The 23,777-nt window shown below is 58.9% G+C and carries 12 protein-coding genes; 4 read left to right on the top strand and 8 right to left on the bottom strand.

Annotation, left to right across the window (positions count from 1 at the left end; all coding sequences use genetic code 11):
* The first annotated feature begins 6 nt into the window (after positions 1 to 6).
* The 3 genes from BXA01_RS05675 to BXA01_RS05685 are packed head-to-tail and all read left to right on the top strand — an operon-like array spanning position 7 to position 12,139.
* Positions 7 to 4,857 (top strand): neuraminidase-like domain-containing protein, encoded by a 4,851-nt coding sequence (locus tag BXA01_RS05675; protein WP_076563529.1) that lies wholly within the window; start codon positions 7 to 9, stop codon positions 4,855 to 4,857.
* Positions 4,854 to 9,464: a SpvB/TcaC N-terminal domain-containing protein gene (locus BXA01_RS05680; protein ID WP_076563530.1), complete on the top strand. Its 4,611-nt coding sequence runs from the start codon at positions 4,854 to 4,856 to the stop codon at positions 9,462 to 9,464. The genes BXA01_RS05675 and BXA01_RS05680 overlap by 4 nt, the downstream gene beginning before the upstream one ends.
* A complete protein-coding gene (locus tag BXA01_RS05685; protein WP_083957540.1) occupies positions 9,461 to 12,139 on the top strand; it encodes an RHS repeat-associated core domain-containing protein in 2,679 nt (892 codons plus the stop codon). The genes BXA01_RS05680 and BXA01_RS05685 overlap by 4 nt, the downstream gene beginning before the upstream one ends.
* Before the next feature lie 153 nt (positions 12,140 to 12,292).
* Here BXA01_RS05685 and BXA01_RS05690 read toward each other — a convergent pair whose 3' ends face one another.
* From BXA01_RS05690 to BXA01_RS05715, 6 genes are read right to left on the bottom strand one after another with little or no spacing between them, the layout of a single operon-like run.
* The gene (locus BXA01_RS05690; protein ID WP_016775286.1) at positions 12,293 to 14,035 is read right to left on the bottom strand and encodes an ABC transporter substrate-binding protein; all 1,743 of its coding nucleotides are present in this window, start codon (positions 14,033 to 14,035) and stop codon (positions 12,293 to 12,295) included.
* Between the two features lie 47 nt (positions 14,036 to 14,082).
* Complete coding sequence (locus BXA01_RS05695) at positions 14,083 to 14,355, bottom strand: DUF2160 domain-containing protein (RefSeq protein WP_076563532.1); 273 nt, start codon at positions 14,353 to 14,355, stop codon at positions 14,083 to 14,085.
* 10 nt (positions 14,356 to 14,365) lie between these two features.
* On the bottom strand, positions 14,366 to 15,166 hold the full coding sequence (locus tag BXA01_RS05700; RefSeq protein ID WP_024013421.1) for a carbohydrate ABC transporter permease: 801 nt from the start codon (positions 15,164 to 15,166) through the stop codon (positions 14,366 to 14,368).
* 9 nt (positions 15,167 to 15,175) lie between these two features.
* Positions 15,176 to 16,042: a carbohydrate ABC transporter permease gene (locus BXA01_RS05705; RefSeq protein WP_007912484.1), complete on the bottom strand. Its 867-nt coding sequence runs from the start codon at positions 16,040 to 16,042 to the stop codon at positions 15,176 to 15,178.
* Positions 16,039 to 17,151 carry an ABC transporter ATP-binding protein gene (locus tag BXA01_RS05710; RefSeq protein WP_016775290.1) on the bottom strand — a complete coding sequence of 371 codons (1,113 nt, stop codon included), beginning with the start codon at positions 17,149 to 17,151 and terminating at the stop codon, positions 16,039 to 16,041. Before BXA01_RS05710 ends, BXA01_RS05705 begins: the two co-directional genes overlap by 4 nt.
* Positions 17,151 to 18,245 carry an ABC transporter ATP-binding protein gene (locus tag BXA01_RS05715; protein ID WP_016775291.1) on the bottom strand — a complete coding sequence of 365 codons (1,095 nt, stop codon included), beginning with the start codon at positions 18,243 to 18,245 and terminating at the stop codon, positions 17,151 to 17,153. Before BXA01_RS05715 ends, BXA01_RS05710 begins: the two co-directional genes overlap by 1 nt.
* A gap of 385 nt (positions 18,246 to 18,630) precedes the next feature.
* Between BXA01_RS05715 and BXA01_RS05720 the strand changes: the two genes are divergently transcribed.
* Positions 18,631 to 20,466 (top strand): sigma-54-dependent Fis family transcriptional regulator, encoded by a 1,836-nt coding sequence (locus tag BXA01_RS05720; RefSeq protein ID WP_076563533.1) that lies wholly within the window; start codon positions 18,631 to 18,633, stop codon positions 20,464 to 20,466.
* Positions 20,467 to 20,667: 201 nt separating this feature from the next.
* On the opposite strand, the gene cysS is transcribed toward BXA01_RS05720, so the two are convergent.
* A complete protein-coding gene (gene cysS / locus BXA01_RS05725) occupies positions 20,668 to 22,050 on the bottom strand; it encodes a cysteine--tRNA ligase (RefSeq protein ID WP_073471310.1) in 1,383 nt (460 codons plus the stop codon).
* 18 nt (positions 22,051 to 22,068) lie between these two features.
* Positions 22,069 to 23,766, bottom strand: a complete 1,698-nt coding sequence (locus BXA01_RS05730; RefSeq protein ID WP_024013424.1) for a glutamine--tRNA ligase/YqeY domain fusion protein — start codon at positions 23,764 to 23,766, stop codon at positions 22,069 to 22,071.
* Between the last annotated feature and the right edge of the window lie 11 nt (positions 23,767 to 23,777).

Here is a 23,777-nt window from a genome sequence, read left to right on the forward strand (position 1 = left end):
ACGATCATGACGACTGCCTTCGATGCGCCGCTTAACGAAGCACTGCGTGACGCGATGCTCGCCCTGTATCTGCACGAAGCAATACCCAGCGATCCCTACCTGATCGAGCAAGGGCTGGCTCAAACGATCAAGACCGCCAACGACCTTTATGAATTCTGGTTGCTGGATGTACTGGTCAGCCAGGATGTCCCGACCAGTCCGGTGGCCTGCGCCATTGCCAGCTACCAACAGCAAATCAACAGCATGATGCTGAACCTGGAGCCCGGTTATAGCGATGACAGCTTTACGCCTTTGCAAACCAGCACCTGGCGCGACGGCCTCAATCGCTACTCGATCTGGCCCGCCCTCCAGCAGTTGCGCACTTTCCCGGACATCTATCTGGACCCGACCCTGCGCCTGACCAAGAGCGCCAGTTTCGAGCAACTGGAGAATGACCTCAACCAGGCGCAGATTCAGCCCGAAACAGTACAAACCGCAGTCCTGGCTTACCTTGCCAGGTTCGAAGAAATTGCCAACCTGAAAATCTGCAATGGCTACATTGACGGAGAAGATTTTGCCAACAGTACTTATTATTTCATCGGCAAATCCCCTGCCGAAAATGCTTATTACTGGCGCTCACTGGACATGTCGCAGCGCGCGGTCAAAGCGCCCGCGAGTGCAGCAGGCGAAACCCCGGTCAAATATGACAAGCCGCTGCCCAATGCCTGGTCGGATTGGCAAAAAGCCAACGTGCCCATTTCGGAAAAGGCGCTGGAACACACCATTCGCCCGTGCTGGTTCAACAATCGTCTGTTCGTGATCTGGGCCGAGCTGGAGCTTCAGGATGCGGACGCCATGCAGGCCCCCGTTGACGGCAAGGCCGACCAGAGCGTCAAGGTCAATCCCAGGTTCCGCCTATATGCCAGCTACAAGAAATATGACGAGACCTGGAGTACGCCGCGGGTTTACATCGAGAGTTACTGCCAGACCAAAGCGCTGATCGAAAAACCGCTGGAAGAAATTGCAGAGCAAACCCAGACCATTGCGGTGTATGACCACTCGACGTCACCAGAGTCGATGGTGCTCATGCTGTATTCGAACTATCAGGGCGTCCCTTCCGAGATTCCGGGCGATGCAGATACCTATGATTTTCTGCGAACGGTACAGATAGACAAGAACTTCAATGTGACACCGCTGCCACCGTCATTCGGCATGGCGCCGGAGGTCAGACCGGCCTCACCTCCCTCCGTCGAGGTCCTCAAGAACGGCGAAGCCCACGTGAGGCTGATCGGCAATATTTTCGCCAATGGCAACGCTGGTCGTTTCCAATACTGGCTTCCCTCCGGCACGCCAATGTTTGGTGCAGTGGAGCACCAGACACCGGATAGCGAAAAGACCACCTGGGATTATCAGGGGTGGCAGTCGCGAATCGAGACCAGCGTGAAAGACGTCGACTTTGTCTATAACCGGGCGGCGTCCAATATCGAGTTGACCGCAAGGCTGGCGGCAGGATTCAACAACCTCCTGATTTTCAAACTTTCCGTCTTCGACAAACACGACGAAAACAAGGAGCTCATCAAAGTTACGCTGGTGTTCGATCCTTCGGAAAATCATCTTGAAGTTCCGCTACTTCCAGGCTCCATCATTGAACCTGTTGGTACCGACTTCATGGATGTCGCAGATACGGCATTCTGTTTCAAGGGCTACCCTGATCGGCTGCGTAGCTTGATCGCCGACCCTGTCGGGAATCCGACTGAATTTACGGTACCCGCCACCAAGCAAGGAGAAACGGCGTGCCTTGCAGGTAAACATGCAAATCGAAGGGTGCTCTATGAACTGATCGGCTCCAGCATGGTTTTGTTTACGTCCTTTTGGCGTTCTACCACCGATCACAATGAAATCGATCTTCATCCTTCAGCAGGGCGCTATAACAGCAGCGTGGGCTACCAGTTTTTCATCGCACACCCGCTGAATGTTCTGTCAACAAAGCCGCCTGAAACATTCAGCGCAATGCGCAAGCTGGCGTCTACAGCCATCGTCAATAGCCTGTCGAAGGACTCCTCGCTGACTTATTCGTTTTCGGTCGATCAATCCACCCTCCAGCCCGACGGCTGGCCAGTGGAGTGGCCTGAGGATCCAAAGGAACTGAAAATCCCGCTGATCTATGGTGTTCTGGTTTATCACGCAGGCTCCTTGGCAACCACGCTGATTGGCGGAGCACTCAAGGCGCTGACCGTTGAATGGGCAGAAGTGCCTCCCTCAAACTTGCAAATAGCGCCCAGCATCAACAGCATGATCGACCCGTCTCTGGGGGACAGCCCTTCTTTGGGCAAGGCGCAATTCATTGACTTCAGCGGCTCCGGCATCGAGTTCAGCGACGGGCAGGAACCCGAAGGATCACGTCGGGCCGCTGTGCGCATGAACACCACCTTCGCCCGACAACTGATCAACCTTGCCGAAAGCGGCATGGAACCTCTGCTGAGCTGGGAAACCCAAACCCAGCACACTGAACCACCTATCCCGGACGGTCAGGGATCGCAAGCCATGGATTTCTCGGGCGCTTACTACCTGTATTTCCTGGAACTGTTCCTGTACCTGCCCTGGCTGGTGGCCTACCGCTTGAACGAAGAGCAGCAGTACGACGAAGCGAAACAGTGGCTTGCGTATCTGTTTGACCCGACACGACAAAGCGCGGACCCGGGACACCCCGGTTACTGGCAGGCCGTGCCGTTGGAAGAGCCGGTATGGCCCGGCACGGTCGACCCCAGCCTGGCCATTCTGTATCCGGACGACCCGCATCAGATTGCCTTGAGTTTTCCGGTGCACTTTCGCAAGGCGCTGTGGAAACTGTTTATCGAGATCGAAAGCCGCCAGGCTGATCTGGCGTATGCAGAGTTGACGCCGGACGGCCTGGCTGAAGCCAAGATGCGCTACGTCCACATCATGGATCTGCTGGGACCGCGCCCGGATGTACGCCAGATCGACGAATGGTTGCCGCTCACGCTCGACGAATTGAGTTCGTCGAAGAATGTGCAACTGCGTCAATTCGAACAGCGCCTGATCAGCGCCCACCAGCAGTTGCAACAACAGCCACCTTTGCGTATCGGCAGGGCCCCGGCTTCGCAGCCCGCACCACTATTGTGTCTGCGGCCTGACGGCCATGACCCGCTACTGGCGAGCGCGGACACTGAGTATTTCCGTCGGCCCTTCAACCCCGAACTGATCATGCACTGGGATCGAGCCGAAAGCCGCTTGTTTAACCTGCGACATAACCTCGATATGGCCGGCGCTCCGCTGAACCTGCCGTTATTCGCCACGCCGCTGGATCCGCGCGCACTGCTCGCCGCGTGGGGCCAAGGCTTGTCCGGGGCAGCACTCAGCCGCTTGTTGAACCCGCAGATTCCCCATTGTCGCTTCAGTTTCATGTTCGCACTCGCGCAGAACGCGGTGGACAGCGTGATCGCGTTCGGCGCCACGGTACTGTCGCTGATCGAACGCAAGGAGCAGGCGCAGTACCTGGAACTGCAACAGCAGCAGGCGTGGAACCTCGCGGAGATGGCGGTGCAAATACAGGTTCAGGCCGAGAAGATTGATGAAAAAAACAAGGAGGCGTTGCTGGCGAGTCAGGACACCATTCTGGACCGAGTGAGTTATTACGAAAAATTGCTGAAAGACGGTGTCAGCACCTTGGAAATCGGCGCGGGAGCTTCTTACCTGCTGGGAAGTCTCGGCCAGACCGGAGCGACGATAGCCCACGGAATCGGCCAGGCAATGACTGTAGCACCGAACATATTTGGCATGGCGGCCGGTGGCGCACGCCTGGAAGGTGCTGCCAACGGCTTCGCGGCCCATATGCAAGCGTTTTCACAAGTTGCGTATGGCGCAAGCCAAACCATGGATCGCATCGAACAATACCGGCGCCGCGCCCAGGAATGGACCCAGGCCCGCGACCAGGCAAAACTCGAAGCCGAGCAAATCAAGGCCCAGCTTGCCGTCTACGACGAACAACACAAAGCCACGCAACTGCAATTGCGCCAGGCGCGAGCAGCACTCAACCAGGCCAAGGCCACCCACGATTTCCTGCTGAGCAGCAATCGGTTCAGCCGATCGCAGACCTACGACTGGCTCAACAGCAAATTCGCCGGTTTCTACCATACCGCCTTCACCAACGCACAATCGCTATGCCAGGCCGCTGAGGCCTGCTGGCAATACGAAATGGGCGATTTCACCCGAACCTTTGTCCATCCCGGCGCGTGGAATGCCACGTACCGCGGCCTCGGTGCAGGGGAAGAGTTGAAGATGAGCCTGCAACAGATGTACAGCCAGTACGTGCAGCACAATCGTCGCGATCTGGAAATCAGGAAAACCGTGTCACTGAAGGATTTGACCGGCAAGGACCCGAGTTCAACCATCAATAAACCGTGGGCACAGATCAAGCAATCGCTGGTGGACAACGGCACGTGTGAATTGGAACTGACTCAGCAAATGTTCGACGATGATTACGCCGGGCAAAATCATTACCTGCGCCGGATCAAGACTATAAGCGTGACGCTACCGGCCGTGCTCGGGCCTTATCAAGATATTCGGGCGGTGCTGAAACAGACCTACAGCAAAGTTGAAATGGCCCCCACGGTCGGCAGCAGCGTCAAAGAAAACCTGCGATCCAGTCAACAGATCGCCCTGTCGAGTTCGCTGGAAGACAACGGCATGTTTCAGCTCAACTTCCAGGACGAACGCTATCTGCCATTCGAATACACCGGCGCGATTTCACGCTGGATCCTGACGTTTCCCAAGGGTCAGGAGCACATACTCCAGCGCTTGCCCGACATCATCCTGCATGTGTGCTACACCGCGAGATGCGAAGGCGGTTCGCTATGAACGAACAGCCGCCGCCGCAACAGTCGACAATGCAGATCAACACACCGAGCCTGCCCAAGGGCGGCGGCGCCATCCAGAGTATTGGCAAGGGATCGGCCGGCGTGGGTACCAAAGGCACTGCGTCGCTGGAACTGTCGTTGCCGATTTCCACCGGACGCGGTTTTGCCCCGCCATTGGGTCTGGGCTATAGCAGTAGCACGGGCAACAGTTCCTGCGGGATTGGCTGGCAGTTGACGGTTGACGCGGTGACCCTGCGCACGGTCAATGGCGTGCCGACTTATGACGGCACTGACCAGGTCGTGGGGCCTGACGGTGATGTATGGCTACCCGAGCGCAATGAAAGCACCGGCGAATTGATCTTCCGCACCACTGAGCAATACAACGGCTTGCCCCTGACGGCCGCGTATGACGTCGTTCGCCACTGGCCACGGGTCGAGGGTGCATTCGCCTTGATCGAACATTGGTCGAACGAGACCGACAAAGCCGGTTTCTGGCTGATTCACGGTGCCGACGGCAGCCTGCATATCTATGGCACCACCGCCAATTCACGCCGGGCCGACCCTGCCGACCCGCAGCGCGTCGGCGTCTGGATGATCGACGAAAGCCTCAATACCCGCGGCGAACACATCATCTACGAATACAAGGCGGAAACCGAGCTGCCAGTCGCTCCGCAGTATCGCGACTATCGCGCTCAGCGCTATCTCAAACGCGTGTGTTATGGCAACGAAAAAGCCTCAGCGCACCTGTATGCCTGGGACAGCGGTAGCCGGGAAAAACAGTTGTGGCACTTTCAACTGGTGTTCGACTATGGCGAACGCAGCAACGATCTGGAACAAGTGCCAACGTTTGAAGAGCAACAGCCATGGGCCGAGCGCAGCGACCCTTACTGGATCTACGCCTACGGTTTCGAGCTGGGCAACCGACGCCTGTGTCGACAAGTGCTGATGTTTCATCACTTCCCCAAAGAGTTGGGTGACCATCCGGTTCTGGTGCAACGCCTGCTCCTGCAATATCGCCTCAGCCCACTGGGTTACAGCCATCTGAGCGCGGCGCATCAGCAGGCCTATGACGGCCTCGGCCAGATCGAAAGCCGACCGCCAATGGAGTTCAGCTACAACACGTTCGACCTCGCCCCGCAGCCGCAGGGCTGGAAAGAATTCACGGCCATGCCCGGCCTCGACGATGGTCATCAATATCAGTTGGTTGACCTGTACGGTGAGGGCCTGGCGGGTGTGCTCTGCCGTTATGACCACGGCTGGTATTACCGCGAGCCGATGCGCGCAGAGACCGGCAGCGACCAGGTCGAGTACAGCGAGTGGAAACTTCTCGAAGGCGTGCCGATGTCCGACGCCGGCAAACCCGTGCATCAGTCGCTTACCGATCTGACCGGCGACGGCAAGCTCGACTGGGTGCTCGCCGCGCCGGGCATGTGCGGATTTTTCACCCTCGACCCAGACCGCAACTGGTCAGGGTTCGTGCCCTTCGATGCATTTCCCGGCGAATTTTCCCACCCGATGGCGCAGATCGCCGACTTGCTGGGTGACGGCCTGAGCGACCTGACGCTGGTCGGCCCGCGCAGCGTGCGTTTGTATGCCAATCGTCGCGCGGCTGGCTTCGCCGAGAGCGTCGACGTGCCGCATGCGGAAAAAACCGCCGCAGGCGATGATGATGAGCTGCCTGTGCTGAGCAATACACCGAGCGAAATCGTTGCATTCGCCGATCTCATCGGCAGCGGTCAGCAACATCTGGTGCGGATCCGTCATAACGAAGTCAAGTGCTGGCCGAATTTGGGACATGGTCGTTTCGGCAAGGGCTTTGTGCTGTGCACCCTGCCCTTCGCCTACGATGAATTCAACGCCTCACGGGTCTTGCTGGCGGATCTCGACGGCTCGGGTTCGGCTGACCTGATCTACATGGAAGCCGAGCGCCTGCGTATTTTCATGAACCATGCCGGCAGCGGTTTCGCCCAGACATCCATTGATCTTCCCTGGCCTGAGGGCCTCGCCCATGACGCGCTCTGGCAGGTCACCAGCGCAGATCTGCAAGGCCTGGGCTGCTCGAGCCTGGTGGTGACATTGCCGCACATGTCGCCCAGGCACTGGCGTTACGATTTCGTCGACGCCAAACCCTATCTGCTCAACAGAAGCTGCAACAACATGGGTTGCAGCGCCAGCGTGAATTACCGCAGTTCGGCGCAGGAATGGCTGGATGAAAAACGTGAGCAACAGGCAGCCGGTGTTGAAAATCCAGTGTCCGGTCTACCCATGGCCATGCACCTGGTACACGAGCAAATCCAAAATGATGAGATCACCGGCAACACACTGACACAGCTCTTGAGCTATCGCGGCGGTTATTACGACCGTTTCGAGCGCGAATTCCGTGGTTTTCGCCTGCTGCTGCAAAGCGACTCCGAAGCGTCAGCAACCGAGTTCACCGCGCCGATTCTCAGCAAGACCTGGTTTCACACAGGCGAGACCATCGACCCGTCAAGAACCGGTTATTACAGCCGTGACGATGATGCGGTCGATCTCAAACCCACACTGCTGCAGCTCTATCACTTCAATGATCGCATCGCGCAACCTTTCACCGAAGCCGATGAGGAGACTGCGCGAGAGATCGCCCGCACCCTGAGCGGCCGAGTGATGCGCTCGGAAGTGTTCGCCGCCGGTGACGACGCGGCGACCGCAGTCCCCTATGTGGTCCAGGAACATCGCTATGGCGCACGGGTGCTGCGCCCCAAAGGCAAGTACCAGCCTTATGCAGTGATCTTGCCCCTGGACGCGGAATCCATCAGTTATCAGTACGAACCGGCAATTGCCGACGATCCGATGTGCCAGCACCAGTTGAATCTGGAATGGGACCCCTACGGCCGTGTGGTGCATGCATTCACGGTGAACTACGCGCGACGCAAAACCGGCAGCGATGCGCCGCCGTTCACTGAAGAGCATCAGCAGAACTGGTGGAAGGATGCTCATGACGATGCGCAGCAAAAATGGTACCTGACGCAGCTCCGGTCAGAATCGATTCATTTGCCCAATGACGAGGCCTGGCGCCTTGGATTGCCCTGCCGCTTGCGCAGCAATTCGCTGGTGCTGGAAAAAGCGGCACTGAGTGCCGCAACGATCCACCATGAACATATTTTGCTAATGGCCCGCGAGGATGGCGAATGGGCGCAGCAAGCAGTGTTGTCTGCATTGACGCTGCAGCGCTACATCGACCCTCGCAGCGGTGCAACGCTGGATCCGGGCGCCGCGACTTTCGAGGGTTTGCCCGCCTACATGGAGACGGCCGAACTGGACGCCGTCGCCCTCAGCGCATATGACAAACTCGAGGTGGATGGCCAATTACCCTTCAACCTGAAAGAAAAACTCGAATCGCAGGAGGTCGGTTACCACATCATGCCGCTGTTCCTGCCCGAGCAAGACCACGCTCCGATCGATGATCCTGACGATGCGAAGAACTATCTGTGGTCAGTGCACAGAGGTTTTCCCACCTACCACACGCTAGACGGCTTTCATAACGTGCAGAAATACCGTGAAACCCGCAGTCACGGCGAAACCCTGATTACCTATGACGCGTATTGGTGTGTGACAACCGCCGTGACCTTACCGGACGGTTGCACTACCCGCAGCCTCGACGTGGACTACCGCACTTTCCTCCCTGCGGCCATTGAAGATGCCAACCGCAACCTGCAGGAGGCGCGCTACAACGCTTTCGGCGAGCCGCTGGTGAGCAGTTTCCACGGCACCGAACTTGGAGAACCGGTGGGTTTTGACCCGCTGCAAACCTACGTCCCGCCGGCAGACCGCGACCCGGCCATTGCCATCGCCGATCCGAAACAAGCCATCGGCAACTTCGCCCGCGCCGCTTTCTGGGACACGTTCAGTTGGATGGGTTGCATCTCCCGCACGTCCTCACGCTCCCAAGAGTGGTGGGACTGGGCGAAAAGCCAAGGCTACATTCTGCCCGAAGGACACATTTGCGATCGCGCCCGACAGTACCTTGCCGCTGTGGAAAATCCCGATCTGAATGAAACCGAACTCCAGCAGCAAATCGATAATGCACAGCGTGAGCCCGTGTATGCCGTCTCTCTGGTGGCCGACCGCTATCCGCTTGATCCCGATCTGCAAGTGCGAGTCAGCATTGCTTGCCTGGACGGTTTCGGCCGCACTCTGCAAACCAAACATGAGGTCCCCCCGGGCGTGGCCTGGCAGGTCGATGACAACGGTGAGTTGGTCCTCGACGACAATGGGAAACCAATAGACGCCCAGGCGCAGCGACGCTGGCGTGTCAGCGAGCCAGTGGAATACAACAACAAAGGCCAGACGGTGCGGATTTACCGGCCCTACTTCGCCGATCAACCGCGTTACATCAATGATCGCTCGATGCGCAAGCATGCTTTTCACGACCAGCAGTTCTACGACGCGGTGGGCCGACCGACCGCAACCGTGCTGGCGAAGCAAATGCTGCAAGGCAATCCACCGACGCTCAAACCCCTGCGCCGGGAAGTCTGGTACTGGATCTGGTGTAACGTCGCCTTCGACGAAAACGACCTGTTCGACCCGCCGCCGGAACAACGGCGACGCAACTGGTGGACAGGAAGGTGAGCAAGCATGCGCAGACACCGCATCTTAGCGTCAATGATGCCCGAGGCTTACCGGTGCGGCAGGTTGCCTACTGGCGCGAAGATGGTAGCGAATCTGAAGCGCGCATCACCGCGGTTCAGCATGACGTTGCCGGGCGACGGGTGGCGCAGCGCGATCCACGATTGTTCGCCGACGCATCAGCCCCCGCCAATCTCGGGACGGTTTACTCACTGACCGGTCAGGTGCTGATCACGCTCAGCGTCGATGCCGGATGGCGCGTCAGTCTGTGGGGCGAGGCGCGTCAACCGCTGCACGGTTGGGATGGCCGGGGTAGCGTGCGCTGCATCGAGTATGACGAACAGCTGCGACCACTGGCTGTGTTCGAACACGCCGATGACGGAGAACCTTTGTGCACGGAGCGATATGGTTATGCCGGCAGCAATCCGACATTTGCCACGCGGAATCAGTGCGGGCAGATCATCCGCCTCGATGATCCGGCCGGCACGCAGTTGTTCGAACAGTTCGGATTGACCGGTGGAATCATCGCGCAGTCTCGACGCTTTCTGCGCTCACTCGACCCTCCTGACTGGCCGGTATCGCTCAGCGAGCGTGACAAATTGCTCGAAGACGCGCCTGCCGCCACGAGCTACTCGCGTTTCAACCCGCTCTCGGAAACCATCGAACAAATCGACGCCAGAGGACACCGACAGCTTTTCAGCCAGACCCTGGACGGCCAGTTGCGAGACGTTCGACTGCAATTGATGGGCTCCGCGCCGAAAACCCTGGTCGGCGCCATCCAGTACGATGCCCAAGGACATACCCTTCGGGAAACCGCTGACAACGGAGTGATCACCACATTGGACTACGCCGCCGAGGATGGCAGGCTGATCAGTCTGCAAAGCCAGCGCGGCAATGACATCCTGCAAGACCTGCGTTATGTCTACGACCCGGTAGGCAACGTGTTGAGTATTGAAGACGCCGCCCTCCCGATTCGATACTTTGCCAACCAGCGCATCGAACCGGTCAACCGCTACCGTTATGACAGTCTCGATCAGTTGATCGAGGCCACGGGTTGGGAGGCCGGTCAGACATCGAAGTTTTCACTGGCAGATCCTGCAGCGATCGCCAATTACACCCAGACCTATCACTATGACTGCGGTGGCAATTTGCTCGAATTGATCCACGACGGCCCACAAGGCCACGGTCACCGCCTGGTCGCCGCCAAGCACAGTAACCGCTGCTTGCCGGTGCGCGATGGCCTGGACCCGGGCGAGGAAGATTTGCGCAACGGCTTCGATGCCAATGGCAATCTGCTTGGCCTGCAACCAGGACAGACTTTCAACTGGGACTTGCGTAACCGATTGCGTGAAGTCCGGCTGGTTTTGCGTGAAGACCGTTCGGCTGATAACGAGCAATACCGATACGCCGCAGACGGCATGCGCGTGCGCAAAGTGCGGCTGATGCAGACCAACGCTAAAACGCTGATGAACGAAGTGCGTTATCTGCCGAATCTGCAAATCCGTACCCACAGCGGTACGGGAGAAATACTGCAGGTGATCAGTGTCCAGGCCGGGCGCAGCAGCGTGCAGGTGTTGCACTGGGAATCCGAACCGCCCCAAGGCATCGACAACGATCAAGCGCGTTACAGCCTCAACGACCATTTGGGTTCCTGCACCCTGGAACTCGACGCCACGGGCAAACTCATCAGTCAGGAGCGATACCACCCTTTCGGCACCACCGCGTGGTTTGCCGGGCGTAGCGAAATCGAGACAAGCTATAAAACGCTGCGCTATTCGGGCAAAGAGCGGGATGCGACCGGGCTTTATTATTACGGGTTCAGGTATTACGTGGCGGGTTGGCAGCGATGGTTGAATCCGGATCCGTCCGGGGCGATTGATGGTCTGAATCTGTTCAGCATGGTGAAAGGCAATCCGTTGGCCTACTTCGATACTGATGGGCGAATTCGTGAAGGCGTCAATGAGGAGTACCCGACTCAAGCGACCATCGGATCTTCGCCTTCGCCGCAATCATCAACGCCATTTTCAGCAAACTCTGTAATTAACGAAAGCACGAGATTTGGATTTCCTGATACACCACCATTGTCTCCAGAAGTAGCGAGCGCAAGCCACTCCATCGAAGTGTTGATGGAGAAAGTGCAATTGACCGATTCTTCGCTGAAGAACAAGCCAACGTCGATTGCAGATGATATTGGTGGTCGCCCTGCTATAGGCGGCGGGGGCGAAGGAGAAATATACGAAAGCGCCGACGGAAAACATGTCTATAAAAAGTTCAGAGGAGCCGACAAGCGAAACAGTATTCCGGGGTATGTAAAAACCGAAGCCGAGGTTTTCAATGCTTACTATGGAGCAGGCTCGGCGACGGCACTTATTGAAGACAATCAGAGTTACCTCAAGATGATAAAACTCGATGGCATCCCCCTCGGCGACATCAAGAAAGGTTCCATTCCGGCAAGCGGCGCCAATGCACTTTTGGAGATGTTTAATGAAATGGAAGCAAAGGACCTATATCACCAGGATGTACAGGACCATAATTTCCTCTGGTCCGAGAAAGATACGAAAGTTTACCCCGTCGATATGGAGGCGCACCCTTTTGAGCTTGCTCAGTATTCGATAGACGTATACGACCGAAAGAAAACTACGTTGCTCAAGCAATTTGCCAACAACGTAAAACGCTGATTGCGATCCCCCGCAACTCTTCGATGGGAATTCGCGGTGTGCGAAATGCGCGCACCACGAAACACAAGGGAGCCAGACCGCTGTCGATTCAAATAAATGGGGAGAAAAGCAAACGGCACCTTCCGGTGCCGTTCGCTTCTTACATTTCCAACATCACTTGCGCGCATCCGCCCAGGATTTAAGCAGTTCGCTATAGCTCACGGTTTCACCCTTCGGCTTCTCGTTGGCCAGTTTCGGCTTCGGTGCGCCCGGTTGATCGAACCAGTATTGCGCATCGCGTTCCGGGTTCATTTTCGGTGCGCAAGTGGCCTGGGCCTTGGAGCGTTCGAGGCGTTCCATGATGCGGTCCTGATCCTTGGCCAGGCCATCAAGCGCCTGTTGTGGGGTCTTCTCGCCGCTGGCGGCTTCGGCGATATGGCTCCACCACAGCTGAGCGAGACGTGGATAGTCGGGCACGTTGGTACCGGTAGGCGACCATTGCACGCGGGCCGGGCTGCGATAGAACTCGACCAGACCACCGAGTTTCGGCGCCAGATCGGTCATGGCCTGCGAGTTGATGTCCGACTCGCGAATAGGTGTCAGACCGACGATGGTTTTCTTCAGCGAAACAGTTTTCGACGTGACGAACTGCGCGTACAGCCACGCCGCAAGTTTCTGTTTCTCAGGCGTGGATTTCATGAACGTCCACGATCCCACATCCTGATAGCCGAGCTTCATGCCCTCTTCCCAATACGGGCCTTTAGGCGACGGCGCCATGCGCCATTTCGGCGTGCCGTCGGCGTTGACCACCGGCAGACCGGGTTTGGTCATGTCGGCGGTGAACGCGGTGTACCAGAAAATCTGCTGGGCGATGTTGCCCTGCGACGGCACCGGGCCGGACTCGGAGAAAGTCATGCCCGCCGCTTCCGGTGGCGCATATTTCTTCAGCCAGTCGACGTATTTGGTGGTGGCGAACACCGCCGCCGGGCCGTTGGTGTCGCCGCCACGGGTCACGCTGGAGCCGACCGGGTGGCAGTCCTCGACGCGGATGCCCCACTCGTCCACCGGCAAGCCGTTGGGCAGTCCCTTGTCGCCGCCACCGGCCATGGAGAACCAGGCATCGGTGAAGCGCCAGCCCAGCGACGGGTCTTTCTTGCCGTAATCCATGTGGCCGTAGACGCGTTTGCCGTCGATTTCCTTGACGTCTTCGCTGAAGAATTTGGCAATGTCTTCATAGGCCGACCAGTTCACTGGCACGCCTAATTCGTAGCCGTATTTTTCCTTGAACTTGGCTTTCAGATCGGCGCGTTCGAACCAGTCGGCGCGGAACCAGTACAGGTTGGCGAATTGCTGGTCGGGCAGTTGATAGATCTTGCCGTCCGGCGCGGTGGTGAAGGAGATGCCGATAAAGTCCTTGATGTCGAGGGTTGGCGAAGTGAAGTTCTTGCCTTCGTTGGCCATCAGGTCGGTGATCGATTCGGTCTTGCCGTAGCGAAAGTGCGTGCCGATCAGGTCAGAGTCGTTGACCCAGCCGTCGTAGATGTTCTTGTCCGACTGCATCACCGTCTGCATTTTCTCGACCACGTCGCCTTCCTGCAGCAGGTCGTGGGTGAGTTTGATCCCGGTGATTTCGCTGAAGGCCTTGGCCAGCACCTTGGACTCGTATTCGTGGGTGGTCAGGGTTTCGGAAACGACCTTGATGTCCATACCACGAAACGGCTCGGCGGCCTTGATGAACCACTTCAGTTCTTCGAGCTGCTGTTCGGCCGTCAGGGTCGAGGGCTTGAACTCGCTGCCGATCCATTTTTTCGCAGCATCTTCGTAGGCGTCGGCCCAGGCAGATGCGCTCAGACCGCTGAGTGCCAGCATGGCTGCCAATGAAATGCTATGTCGCAGCTTATTGTTTTTATCGAACATAGAGACCTCCTGTTTAAGTTGTGGAGCCGCGTTGCCGAACGATTCGACTAGCCCCAACGCATCACAGCCAACAGCCACACCAGGGACAACGCGGACGCCACCCAGATGCTCCAGTCGGTGACGCCGATTACCAGCAAATGCAGGTAGGCGCTGCCGAGAAGACCGATAAACAAGCGATCGCCACGGGTCGTGGCAATCGGCAGAAACCCGCGCCGCAGAATGCTCGGCGAGCGCAATTCCCAGATGGTCATGCCCACCAGAATCAGACCGATGCCGATGAAGAACGCGGCGGTCGGTGTCGTCCAGCTCATCCATTCCATCATCAGCTCCTCAGACTCGACCGAGGGCAAAGCCCTTGGCCACGTGGTTGCGCACAAACCAGATCACCAGCATGCCCGGCAGGATGGTCAACACCCCCGCCGCGGCCAGCACGCCCCAATCGATCCCCGACGCCGACACCGTGCGCGTCATCACCGCCGCAATCGGCTTGGCGTTGACCGAGGTCAGCGTGCGCGCCAGCAGCAGTTCGACCCAGGAAAACATGAAGCAGAAAAACGCCGTGACGCCGATACCGGAGCCGATCAACGGGATGAAAATCTTCACGAAGAACTTGGGGAAACTGTAGCCGTCGATGTAGGCCGTTTCGTCGATCTCCTTGGGCACGCCAGACATGAAACCTTCCAGAATCCACACCGCCAGCGGCACGTTGAACAGGCAGTGCGCCAAAGCCACGGCGATGTGCGTGTCGAACAGGCCGATCGACGAATACAACTGAAAGAACGGCAGCAAGAACACCGCCGGCGGCGCCATGCGATTGGTCAGCAGCCAAAAGAACAGATGCTTGTCGCCGAGGAAACGATAGCGTGAAAACGCGTAAGCCGCCGGTAACGCCACGCTCAGGGAAATCACCGTGTTGAGGCTGACGTAATACAGCGAGTTGAGATAGCCGGTGTACCAGCTCGGATCAGTAAAGATCACCTTGTAGTTCGCCAGCGTGAAGTCCTGTGGGAAAAGGGTCAGCCCGCCGAGGATTTCGGTGTTGCTCTTGAATGACATGTTCAGCAGCCAGTAGATCGGCACCAGCAGGAACAGGATGTAGACCAGCAACGGAATAAGCTTTTTCTTGCTCATGGCCGGGCCTCAGCGGTTGGCGTCGGAGTGCGTCATGGCGGTATAGAACAGCCAGGACACCAACAGGATGATCAGGAAGTACACCAGCGAAAACGCCGCTGCCGGACCGAGGTCGAATTGCCCTACAGCCATCTGCGTCAACGTCTGACTGAGGAAGGTTGTGGCATTGCCCGGCCCGCCGCCGGTGAGCACGAACGGCTCGGTGTAGATCATGAAACTGTCCATGAAGCGCAGCATCACCGCGATCAGCAGCACGCTCTTCAGCTTGGGCAACTGAATGTGGCGAAACACCGCCCAGGCCGAGGCGCGGTCGATCCGCGCCGCCTGGTAATAGACGTCGGGAATCGCCCGCAGGCCGGAGAAACACAACAGCGCGACGAGCGAAGTCCAGTGCCAGACGTCCATCACCAGCACCGTCACCCAGGCGTCCATGGTGTTGGCCGCGTAGTTGTAGCTGATGCCCATCGCGTTGAGGCTGGAACCGAGCAGACCGATGTCGGCGCGGCCGAAGATCTGCCAGATGGTGCCGACCACGTTCCACGGAATCAGCAGCGGAATCGCCAGAATGATCAGCACCACCGAAGACCAGCGGCCCTTGGTCGGCATGGTCAGCGCGACGGCGATGCCCAGCGGGATTTCGATCAGCAGCACGCACGCCGAGTAGATGAACTGGCGCAGCAGCGAGTCGTGCAGACGCGGATCAAGCAGCACTTGCTTGTACCAATCGGCACCGACGAAGTAGCGGCTGGACTGGTCGAAGATGTCCTGCACCGAATAGTTGACCACGGTCATCATCGGGATCACCGCACTGAACGCCACCAGCAGGAACACCGGCAACACCAGCCACCAGGCCTTGTTGTTCTGCACTTTGTTCATGGCTGCGCCTCCTCGTCGCTGACTTCCAGGAGAAATTCGTCGGCATAGACCATCAGCCATTGCGCCGGGAAACTGATGTACGCGGTGCCCTGGGGTACCGGCTTGTCTTCTGCCAGGCGCACTTTCAAAGGCGCGCCGTCGAGATTGAGAGTCATGATCTTGTAGGTGCCGAGGTCTTCGACGTGTACGACTTTGGCCTGCATCGCATCGTCAAACGGCTCGTCCCACACATGAATGAACTCCGGGCGGATGCCGACCTTGAGATTTTTCCACTGGCCGTGCTCGATATGGCGCTGCAAGGCGTCGGACAACGGCAAGTGCGTCGAGGCGAAACCGACGCCCCCGGGCTGCGGCTGCACCTCGATCAGATTCATCCCCGGGCTGCCGATGAAATAGCCGACAAAGGTGTGGCTCGGCCGCTCGAACAATTCCCGTGGCGTGCCGAACTGAACGATCTGACCGCCGTACATCACCGCGATCTTGTCGGCGAACGTCGAGGCTTCCAGTTGGTCGTGGGTGACGTAGACCATGGTGATGTTGAACTGCTCGTGGATCTGCTTGAGCTTGCGCCGCAGCTTCCACTTCAGGTGCGGGTCGATCACCGTCAGCGGCTCATCGAAGAGGATTGCCGAGACGTCATCGCGCACCAGGCCACGACCCATGGAGACTTTCTGCTTTTCGTCGGCGGTGAGATTGCGCGCCTTCTTGCTCAGCAGATTCTGCAGGTCGAGCACTTCGGCAATTTCCTGCACCTTGCTGTGCACTTTCGCCTCGGCCATGCCCTGGTTTCGCAGCGGGAAAGCGAGGTTGTCGAACACGGTCATGGTGTCGTAGACCACCGGAAACTGGAAAACCTGGGCGATGTTGCGCTTCTCCGGCGTGAGGTCGTTGACTGCTTTGCCGTCAAACAACACGTGGCCCTGGGACGGGCTGAGCAGGCCGGAAATAATGTTAAGCAAGGTCGACTTGCCGCAACCGGACGGGCCGAGCAAAGCATAGGCGCCACCCTGCTCCCAGACGTGATCCATCTCGCGGATCGCATAATCCTCCGCGCCGCTCGGGGTTTTGCTGTAGCTGTGGGCGAGGTGCTGCAAACGGATTTCGGCCATCAGGCAACCCTCGCGACACGCCGGCCCGGTGCTTGCACCAGACGGCCCTGCGCATCGAAAACGAACAGTTTGTGGGTCGGGATATAGATGCGGATCGGCGCATCGACGTCGTATTCATGAACACCCGGCAAGTGCAGCACCAGCAGGAAATGCTCGTTGCGCACATGCAGGAAGGTTTCCGAACCGCTGATTTCGGCGACCTCGACGGTCACGGCCAATTCGAGATCGTCATCGTTGCTCGGCACCAGCGAGATATGACTCGGGCGCACGCCGAAGCGGAACTCGCCCTCGCCTACCGGGCGCAGATCGACGTTCAGCGGGAAGTGGACGAAGTTGGCAAAGCTGACTTCGTTGCCGGCAATGCGTCCCGGCATGAGGTTGATCGGCGGTTCGGAGAACAATTCAGCGGCGAGCACCGACTGCGGCTGGTGATAGACCTCGGTCGACGGCCCGCTCTGGATCACCCGGCCTTCGTGCAGGATGGTGGTGGTGCCGCCGAGGGCCAGCGCTTCGTTGGGTTCGGTGGTGGCGTAGATGGCGATGGTGTGGCGGGCCTTGAACAGCTCGCGCATTTCCTGACGCAGCTCTTCGCGCAGCTTGTAGTCGAGGTTGACCAACGGCTCGTCGAAGAGGATCAGTTCAGCATCCTTGACCAGTGCGCGGGCCATGGCCGTGCGCTGTTGCTGCCCACCGGAGAGCTCCAGCGGATAGCGCTGCAAGAACTTCTCGATGCGCAGCATGCGTGCGGTTTCCTGCACCTTGCTGTGGATGATCTCTTTCGAGATGCCGGCCTGACGCAGTGGCGAGGCGATGTTCTCGAACACCGTCATGGTCGGGTAATTGATGAACTGCTGATAGACCATCGACACGTTGCGCAGCCGCACCGGGCGCTGGGTGACGTCGACGCCGTTCATCAGCACGCGGCCGCTGTCAGGCTTGTCGAGGCCGGCCATCAGGCGCATGAGGCTGGTCTTGCCGGACAGGGTGCGCCCGAGCAGAACGTTGAAGGATCCGGGTTCGAATTTCAGGCACGCATCGTCGATCCAGATCTGGCCCTCGACGGTACGGCTGACGTGCTCCAGGGTGAGTGACATGGCTCGGCCTTTGTTATTTTTGGAGTCAAGCGACCGGAGCAACAGAGCGACATTCGTGCCAGAAATGGCAAGTGCTTGATTTGTCTTGAGAAGCAGTGTTTACGGGGGCAAGCGGCGTTCACAGCTGAACACTTTTGAACAGTCGGGGTGATTGACAATGAACAATAGTGAACAACACTCTATGCACGCTTTTGCCCAATCCTGAATGCAAAATGGATCCCCTGTGGGAGCGAGGCTGCTCGCGAAAGCGGTGTGTCATTCAATGAATCCATTGACTGAACCGACGCTTTCGCGAGCAGCCTCGCTCCCACATGGGGATCTGTGTAGTTTTGAAGAATCGGGTTCATAACAATAATAAAATCGCTGCACTCAGAGGCTCGCCCCCATGGCCGCACCTGCTTCGCCGCTGTCCCACGACGCGATCGTCCAGACCTCCTGGCAACGTTGCCGCGCGTTCGGCCTCGACCACCAGAGCGCCCCGGCCTTCGATCAATTGCCCGCCGCCGGCATTGCGCGGTTGCTCGACAGCCATCATTCGCTGGTGCAGACCACGCATCAGGAAGTCCTGCCCTACTACGAAAACATCCTCAGCAATTCCAACTGCCTGATCATGCTCGCCGACAATCAGGGCCAGGTGCTGACCTCATGGGGCACACAGCGCTTTATCGAACCGAATCTGGCCCGGGGCTTTCAGGCCGGGGCGAGCTGGATGGAGCGCAGCAGCGGCACCAACGCGATCGGCACCGCACTGGCCTGTGAGCAGGCGGTGCACATCGAACACGATGAACACTTCCTCAAGGCCAACCGCTTCATGACCGGCTCCGCCGCGCCGATTTTCGACGCCGAGCGCAAGGTCATCGCCGTGCTCGATGTCTCCAGCGACAGCTACCTGCCGCCCTCGCACACTCTGGGCATGGTCAAGATGATGAGCCAGACCGTGGAAAACCGGCTGATCCTCAACCTGTTCCATGGCCAGCATTTTCAACTGACTTTCAACACCGGGTTGAACAACCTCGACAGCCAGTGGGCCGGGTTGTTGATTTTCGATGAGAGCGGACAGGTGCTGTCGGCCAATCGCCGCGCCGACAATTTGCTCGGTGTGCGTCTGTCGCGGGTGAGTGTCGAAAGCCTGTTCAAGGTGTCGCTGCTGGAGTTGATCAATCAGCCCGAAGGTCTGCCGTTTGCCTTGCAGACCTCCGGACGCAACCGTTTCCAGTGCTTGCTGAAACGGCCGAAACAGGCGCCGGTGCAGGCGCGGGTATTTGTCGCCGAGGACAAGCCTGCGCCAGCCAGCGCGATCAGCCTCAATACGCTGCATTTCGGCGACAGTCGCGTGGAAAAAGCCGTACGCCAGGCCGAGCGCTTGCTGGAGAAAGACATTCCGTTGCTGATCCACGGCGAAACCGGGGTCGGCAAGGAAGTCTTCGTCAAAGCCTTGCACCAGGCCAGCTCCCGACAAAAACAGGCATTCATCGCGGTGAACTGTGCAGCGATCCCCGCTGAACTGGTCGAGTCCGAGTTGTTCGGTTACGAGAAAGGCGCGTTCACCGGGGCCAACCAGAAAGGCAGCATCGGCCTGATCCGCAAGGCCGACAAAGGCACGCTGTTTCTCGATGAGATCGGTGACATGCCGCTGCCGACCCAGGCGCGTTTGTTGCGCGTGTTGCAAGAGCGTTGCGTGCAGCCGGTGGGCAGCAGCGAGTTGTTTCCGGTGGACTTGCGGATCATTTCCGCGACCAACCGATCGTTGCGCGAGCAGGTACAACTGGGCCGCTTTCGCGAGGATTTGTACTACCGCATCGGCGGCCTGACCCTGGAGCTGCCGCCGTTACGCGAACGCAGTGACAAGCAGGCGCTGTTCAAACGGCTGTGGGAGCAGCATCGCGAGCCGACGCAATGGGCGGGGCTGAGCCCGGAGGTATTGGAGCTGTTTGAAAAGCACCCGTGGCCGGGGAATTTGCGTCAGGTCAGCAGCGTGATGCAGGTGGCGTTGGCCATGGCCGAGGAACAACCAGTGCGACCTGAGCATTTGCCGGATGATTTTTTTGTCGACCTGGAGATGGAGCCGGTGGAGACGGCTGCGCCGCTGGGGCTGGATTTGAATGATGTTGAGGCGTTGAACAGGGAGTTGAAGGCGGCTGGAGGGAATATTTCGCATCTGGCGCGGCGGTTGGGAGTCAGTCGGAATACGCTTTATAAGCGGTTGCGGCAGGCTGAATGACAAGTTGTCTGGACGGGCCTCTTCGCGAGCAGGCTCGCTCCCACAGGGGATTGGTGCCGTGCATTGAAAGTCGATCGTTCCCACGCTCTGCGTGGGAATGCAGCCCGGGACGCTCTGCGTCCCTAAAGAGCCGAACGCGGAGCGTCCGTTGAGGCATTCCCACGCAGAGCGTGGGAACGATCATGGTAGGGGCTTTGGGCCTCAGTCAGCCAGACGCCAGGTAGTCCCACCCTTGCCATCTTCCAGCACGACACCCATCGCCGTCAGCTGATCACGAATCCGGTCCGACTCGGCCCAGTCTTTCGCCGCCCGAGCTGCCAGGCGCGCCGCAATCAGTGCATCGACTTCAGCCGCATCGACCCGCCCTTCAGCGCCCGCCTGCAGGAAGTCATCGGCCTCAAGTTGCAACACACCCAGCACACTCGCCAGTTCTTTCAGACGTGCCGCCAGCCCCGCCGCTGCATCGAGATCGCTCTCGCGCAGACGGTTGATCTCACGCACCATCTCGAACAGCACAGCGCACGCTTCAGGGGTGCCGAAGTCGTCGTTCATCACCGTGGTGAAACGCTCTACAAACGCTTCGCCGCCTGCCGGCGCGACGCTCGGCAGGCCTTTCAGCGCATGGTAGAAACGCTCCAGTGCGCCCTTGGCGTCCTTGAGGTTATCTTCCGAATAGTTGATCGCGCTGCGGTAGTGGCTCGACACCAGCAGGTAACGCACGACTTCCGGGTGGTACTTGTCGAGCACGTCGCGGATGGTGAAGAAGTTGTTCAAGGACTTGGACATCTTCTCGCCATTGATGCGGATCATGCCGCAATGCATCCACGCGTTGGCGTAGGTCTTGCCGGTGGCCGCTTCGCTCTGGGCGATTTCGTTTTCGTGGTGCGGGAACTCCAGATCGCTACCGCCGCCATGAATATCGAAAGTCTCACCGAGGCAGCAGGTCGACATCACCGAGCACTCGATGTGCCAGCCCGGACGTCCGGCGCCCCATGGCGATTCCCAGCTCGGCTCGCCCGGCTTGGCGGCTTTCCACAGGACGAAATCGAGCGGGTCTTGTTTCGACTCATCGACTTCGATGCGCGCGCCGATGCGCAAATCTTCGATCTTCTTGCGCGACAGCTTGCCGTAGCCCATGAACTTGGCGACGCGATAGTACACGTCGCCATTGCCCGGCGCGTAGGCGTAGCCCTTGTCGATCAGGGTCTGGATCATCGCGTGCATGCCGGCGATGTGATCGGTGGCGCGCGGTTCCATGTCCGGCTTCTGGATGTTCAGGCGCGCTTCGTCTTCGTGCATCGCGGCGATCATGCGCTCGGTCAGCGCTTCGAACGATTCACCGTTCTCGCGGGCACGATTGATGATCTTGTCGTCGATGTCGGTGATGTTGCGCACGTAAGTCAGGTCATAACCGCTGAAGCGCAGCCAGCGCGTCACCAGGTCGAACGCGACCATGCTGCGGCCGTGGCCGAGGTGGCAGTAGTCGTACACGGTCATTCCGCAGACGTACATGCGCACCTTGTTGCCATCCAGCGGCTTGAAGACTTCTTTGCTCTTGGTGAGCGTGTTGTAGATCGTTAGCACGTTAGTTCCTTGACTCACTCACTGGCCCCACGAATCACGCAGGGTCACGGTACGGTTGAATACCGGCTGACCGGGTTTCGAGTCCTTCAGGTCCGCGACGAAGTAGCCTTCGCGCTCGAACTGGAAACGGTCTTCCGGCTGTGCGTTGCCGAGCGATGGCTCAGCGCGACAACCGGTCAGCACTTGCAGCGAGTCAGGGTTGATGTTGTCGAGGAAGCTGGCGCTGTCTTCGGCCTTTTCCGGGTTCGGCGAACGGAACAGGCGATCGTACAGACGCACTTCGCACTCGACGCTGGCGGCAGCCGGCACCCAGTGGATCACGCCTTTGACCTTGCGCCCTTCCGGGTTCTTGCCGAGGGTGTCCGGGTCGTACGAGCAACGCAGTTCGACGATGTTGCCGTCGGCGTCCTTGATCGCTTCGTCGGCGCGGATCACGTAGCTGCCGCGCAGACGCACTTCACCGGCCGGTTCCAGGCGCTTGTAGCCCTTCGGCGGCTCTTCCATGAAGTCTTCACGGTCGATGTAGATTTCCCGGGCAAACGGCAGCGCGCGCACGCCCATGTCTTCTTTCGGGTGGCGTGGCAGTTCGAGGTTTTCGACCTGGCCTTCCGGGTAGTTGGTGATGACCACTTTCAGCGGACGCAGCACGCACATGGCGCGCGGTGCGCTGTGGTCGAGGTCGTCGCGGATGCTGAATTCGAGCATGCCGAAATCGACCACGCCGTCGGAACGGTTGGTGCCGATCATTTCGCAGAAGTTGCGGATCGATTTCGGCGTGTAGCCACGGCGGCGGAAGCCCGACAGCGTGGACATGCGCGGATCGTCCCAGCCATTGACGTGCTTCTCGTCCACCAGCTGCTTGAGCTTGCGCTTGCTGGTGATCGTGTAGTTCAGGTTCAGACGGCTGAACTCGTACTGGCGCGGGTTCGCCGGCACCGGCAGGTTCTCCAGGAACCACTCGTACAGCGGGCGATGGCTTTCGAACTCGAGGGTGCAGATCGAATGGGTGATGCCTTCGATGGCGTCCGACTGCCCGTGGGTGAAGTCGTAGTTCGGGTAGATGCACCACTTGTCGCCGGTCTGGTGGTGATGCGCGTGGCGGATGCGATACATGATCGGGTCGCGCAGGTTCATGTTCGGCGAGGCCATGTCGATCTTCGCCCGCAGCACGCGCGCGCCGTCGGGGAATTCACCGGCCTTCATGCGCGCGAACAGGTCGAGGTTTTCCTCAACCGAACGGTCACGGAACGGGCTGTTCTTGCCCGGCTCGGTGAGGCTGCCACGGTATTCCTTGGCCTGCTCCGGGGTCAGGTCGTCGACGTAGGCCTTGCCGGCCTTGATCAGCTCGACGGCCCAGTCGTGCAACTGGTCGAAATACTGCGAGGCGTAGCGCACTTCACCGGACCATTCGAAGCCCAGCCATTTGACGTCGCTTTCGATCGCGTCGATGTATTCCTGATCTTCCTTGGCCGGGTTGGTGTCGTCGAAACGCAGGTGCGTGACGCCACCGAACTCCTGGGCCAGGCCGAAGTTGACGCAGATCGACTTGGCGTGGCCGATGTGCAGGTAGCCGTTAGGCTCCGGCGGGAAGCGAGTCACGATCTGGGTGTGCTTGCCCGAGTCCAGGTCTGCCTGGATGATCGGCCGCAGGAAGTTGACCGGCACGGCAGGGCCGGACTTGGCATTCGAGGTAGGGTCGACAGTGGGCTTGCTCATAGGATCCTTGA

The organism is Pseudomonas sp. B10 (assembly GCF_900156235.1).
Taxonomy (GTDB): Bacteria; Pseudomonadota; Gammaproteobacteria; order Pseudomonadales; family Pseudomonadaceae; genus Aquipseudomonas; species Aquipseudomonas siliginis.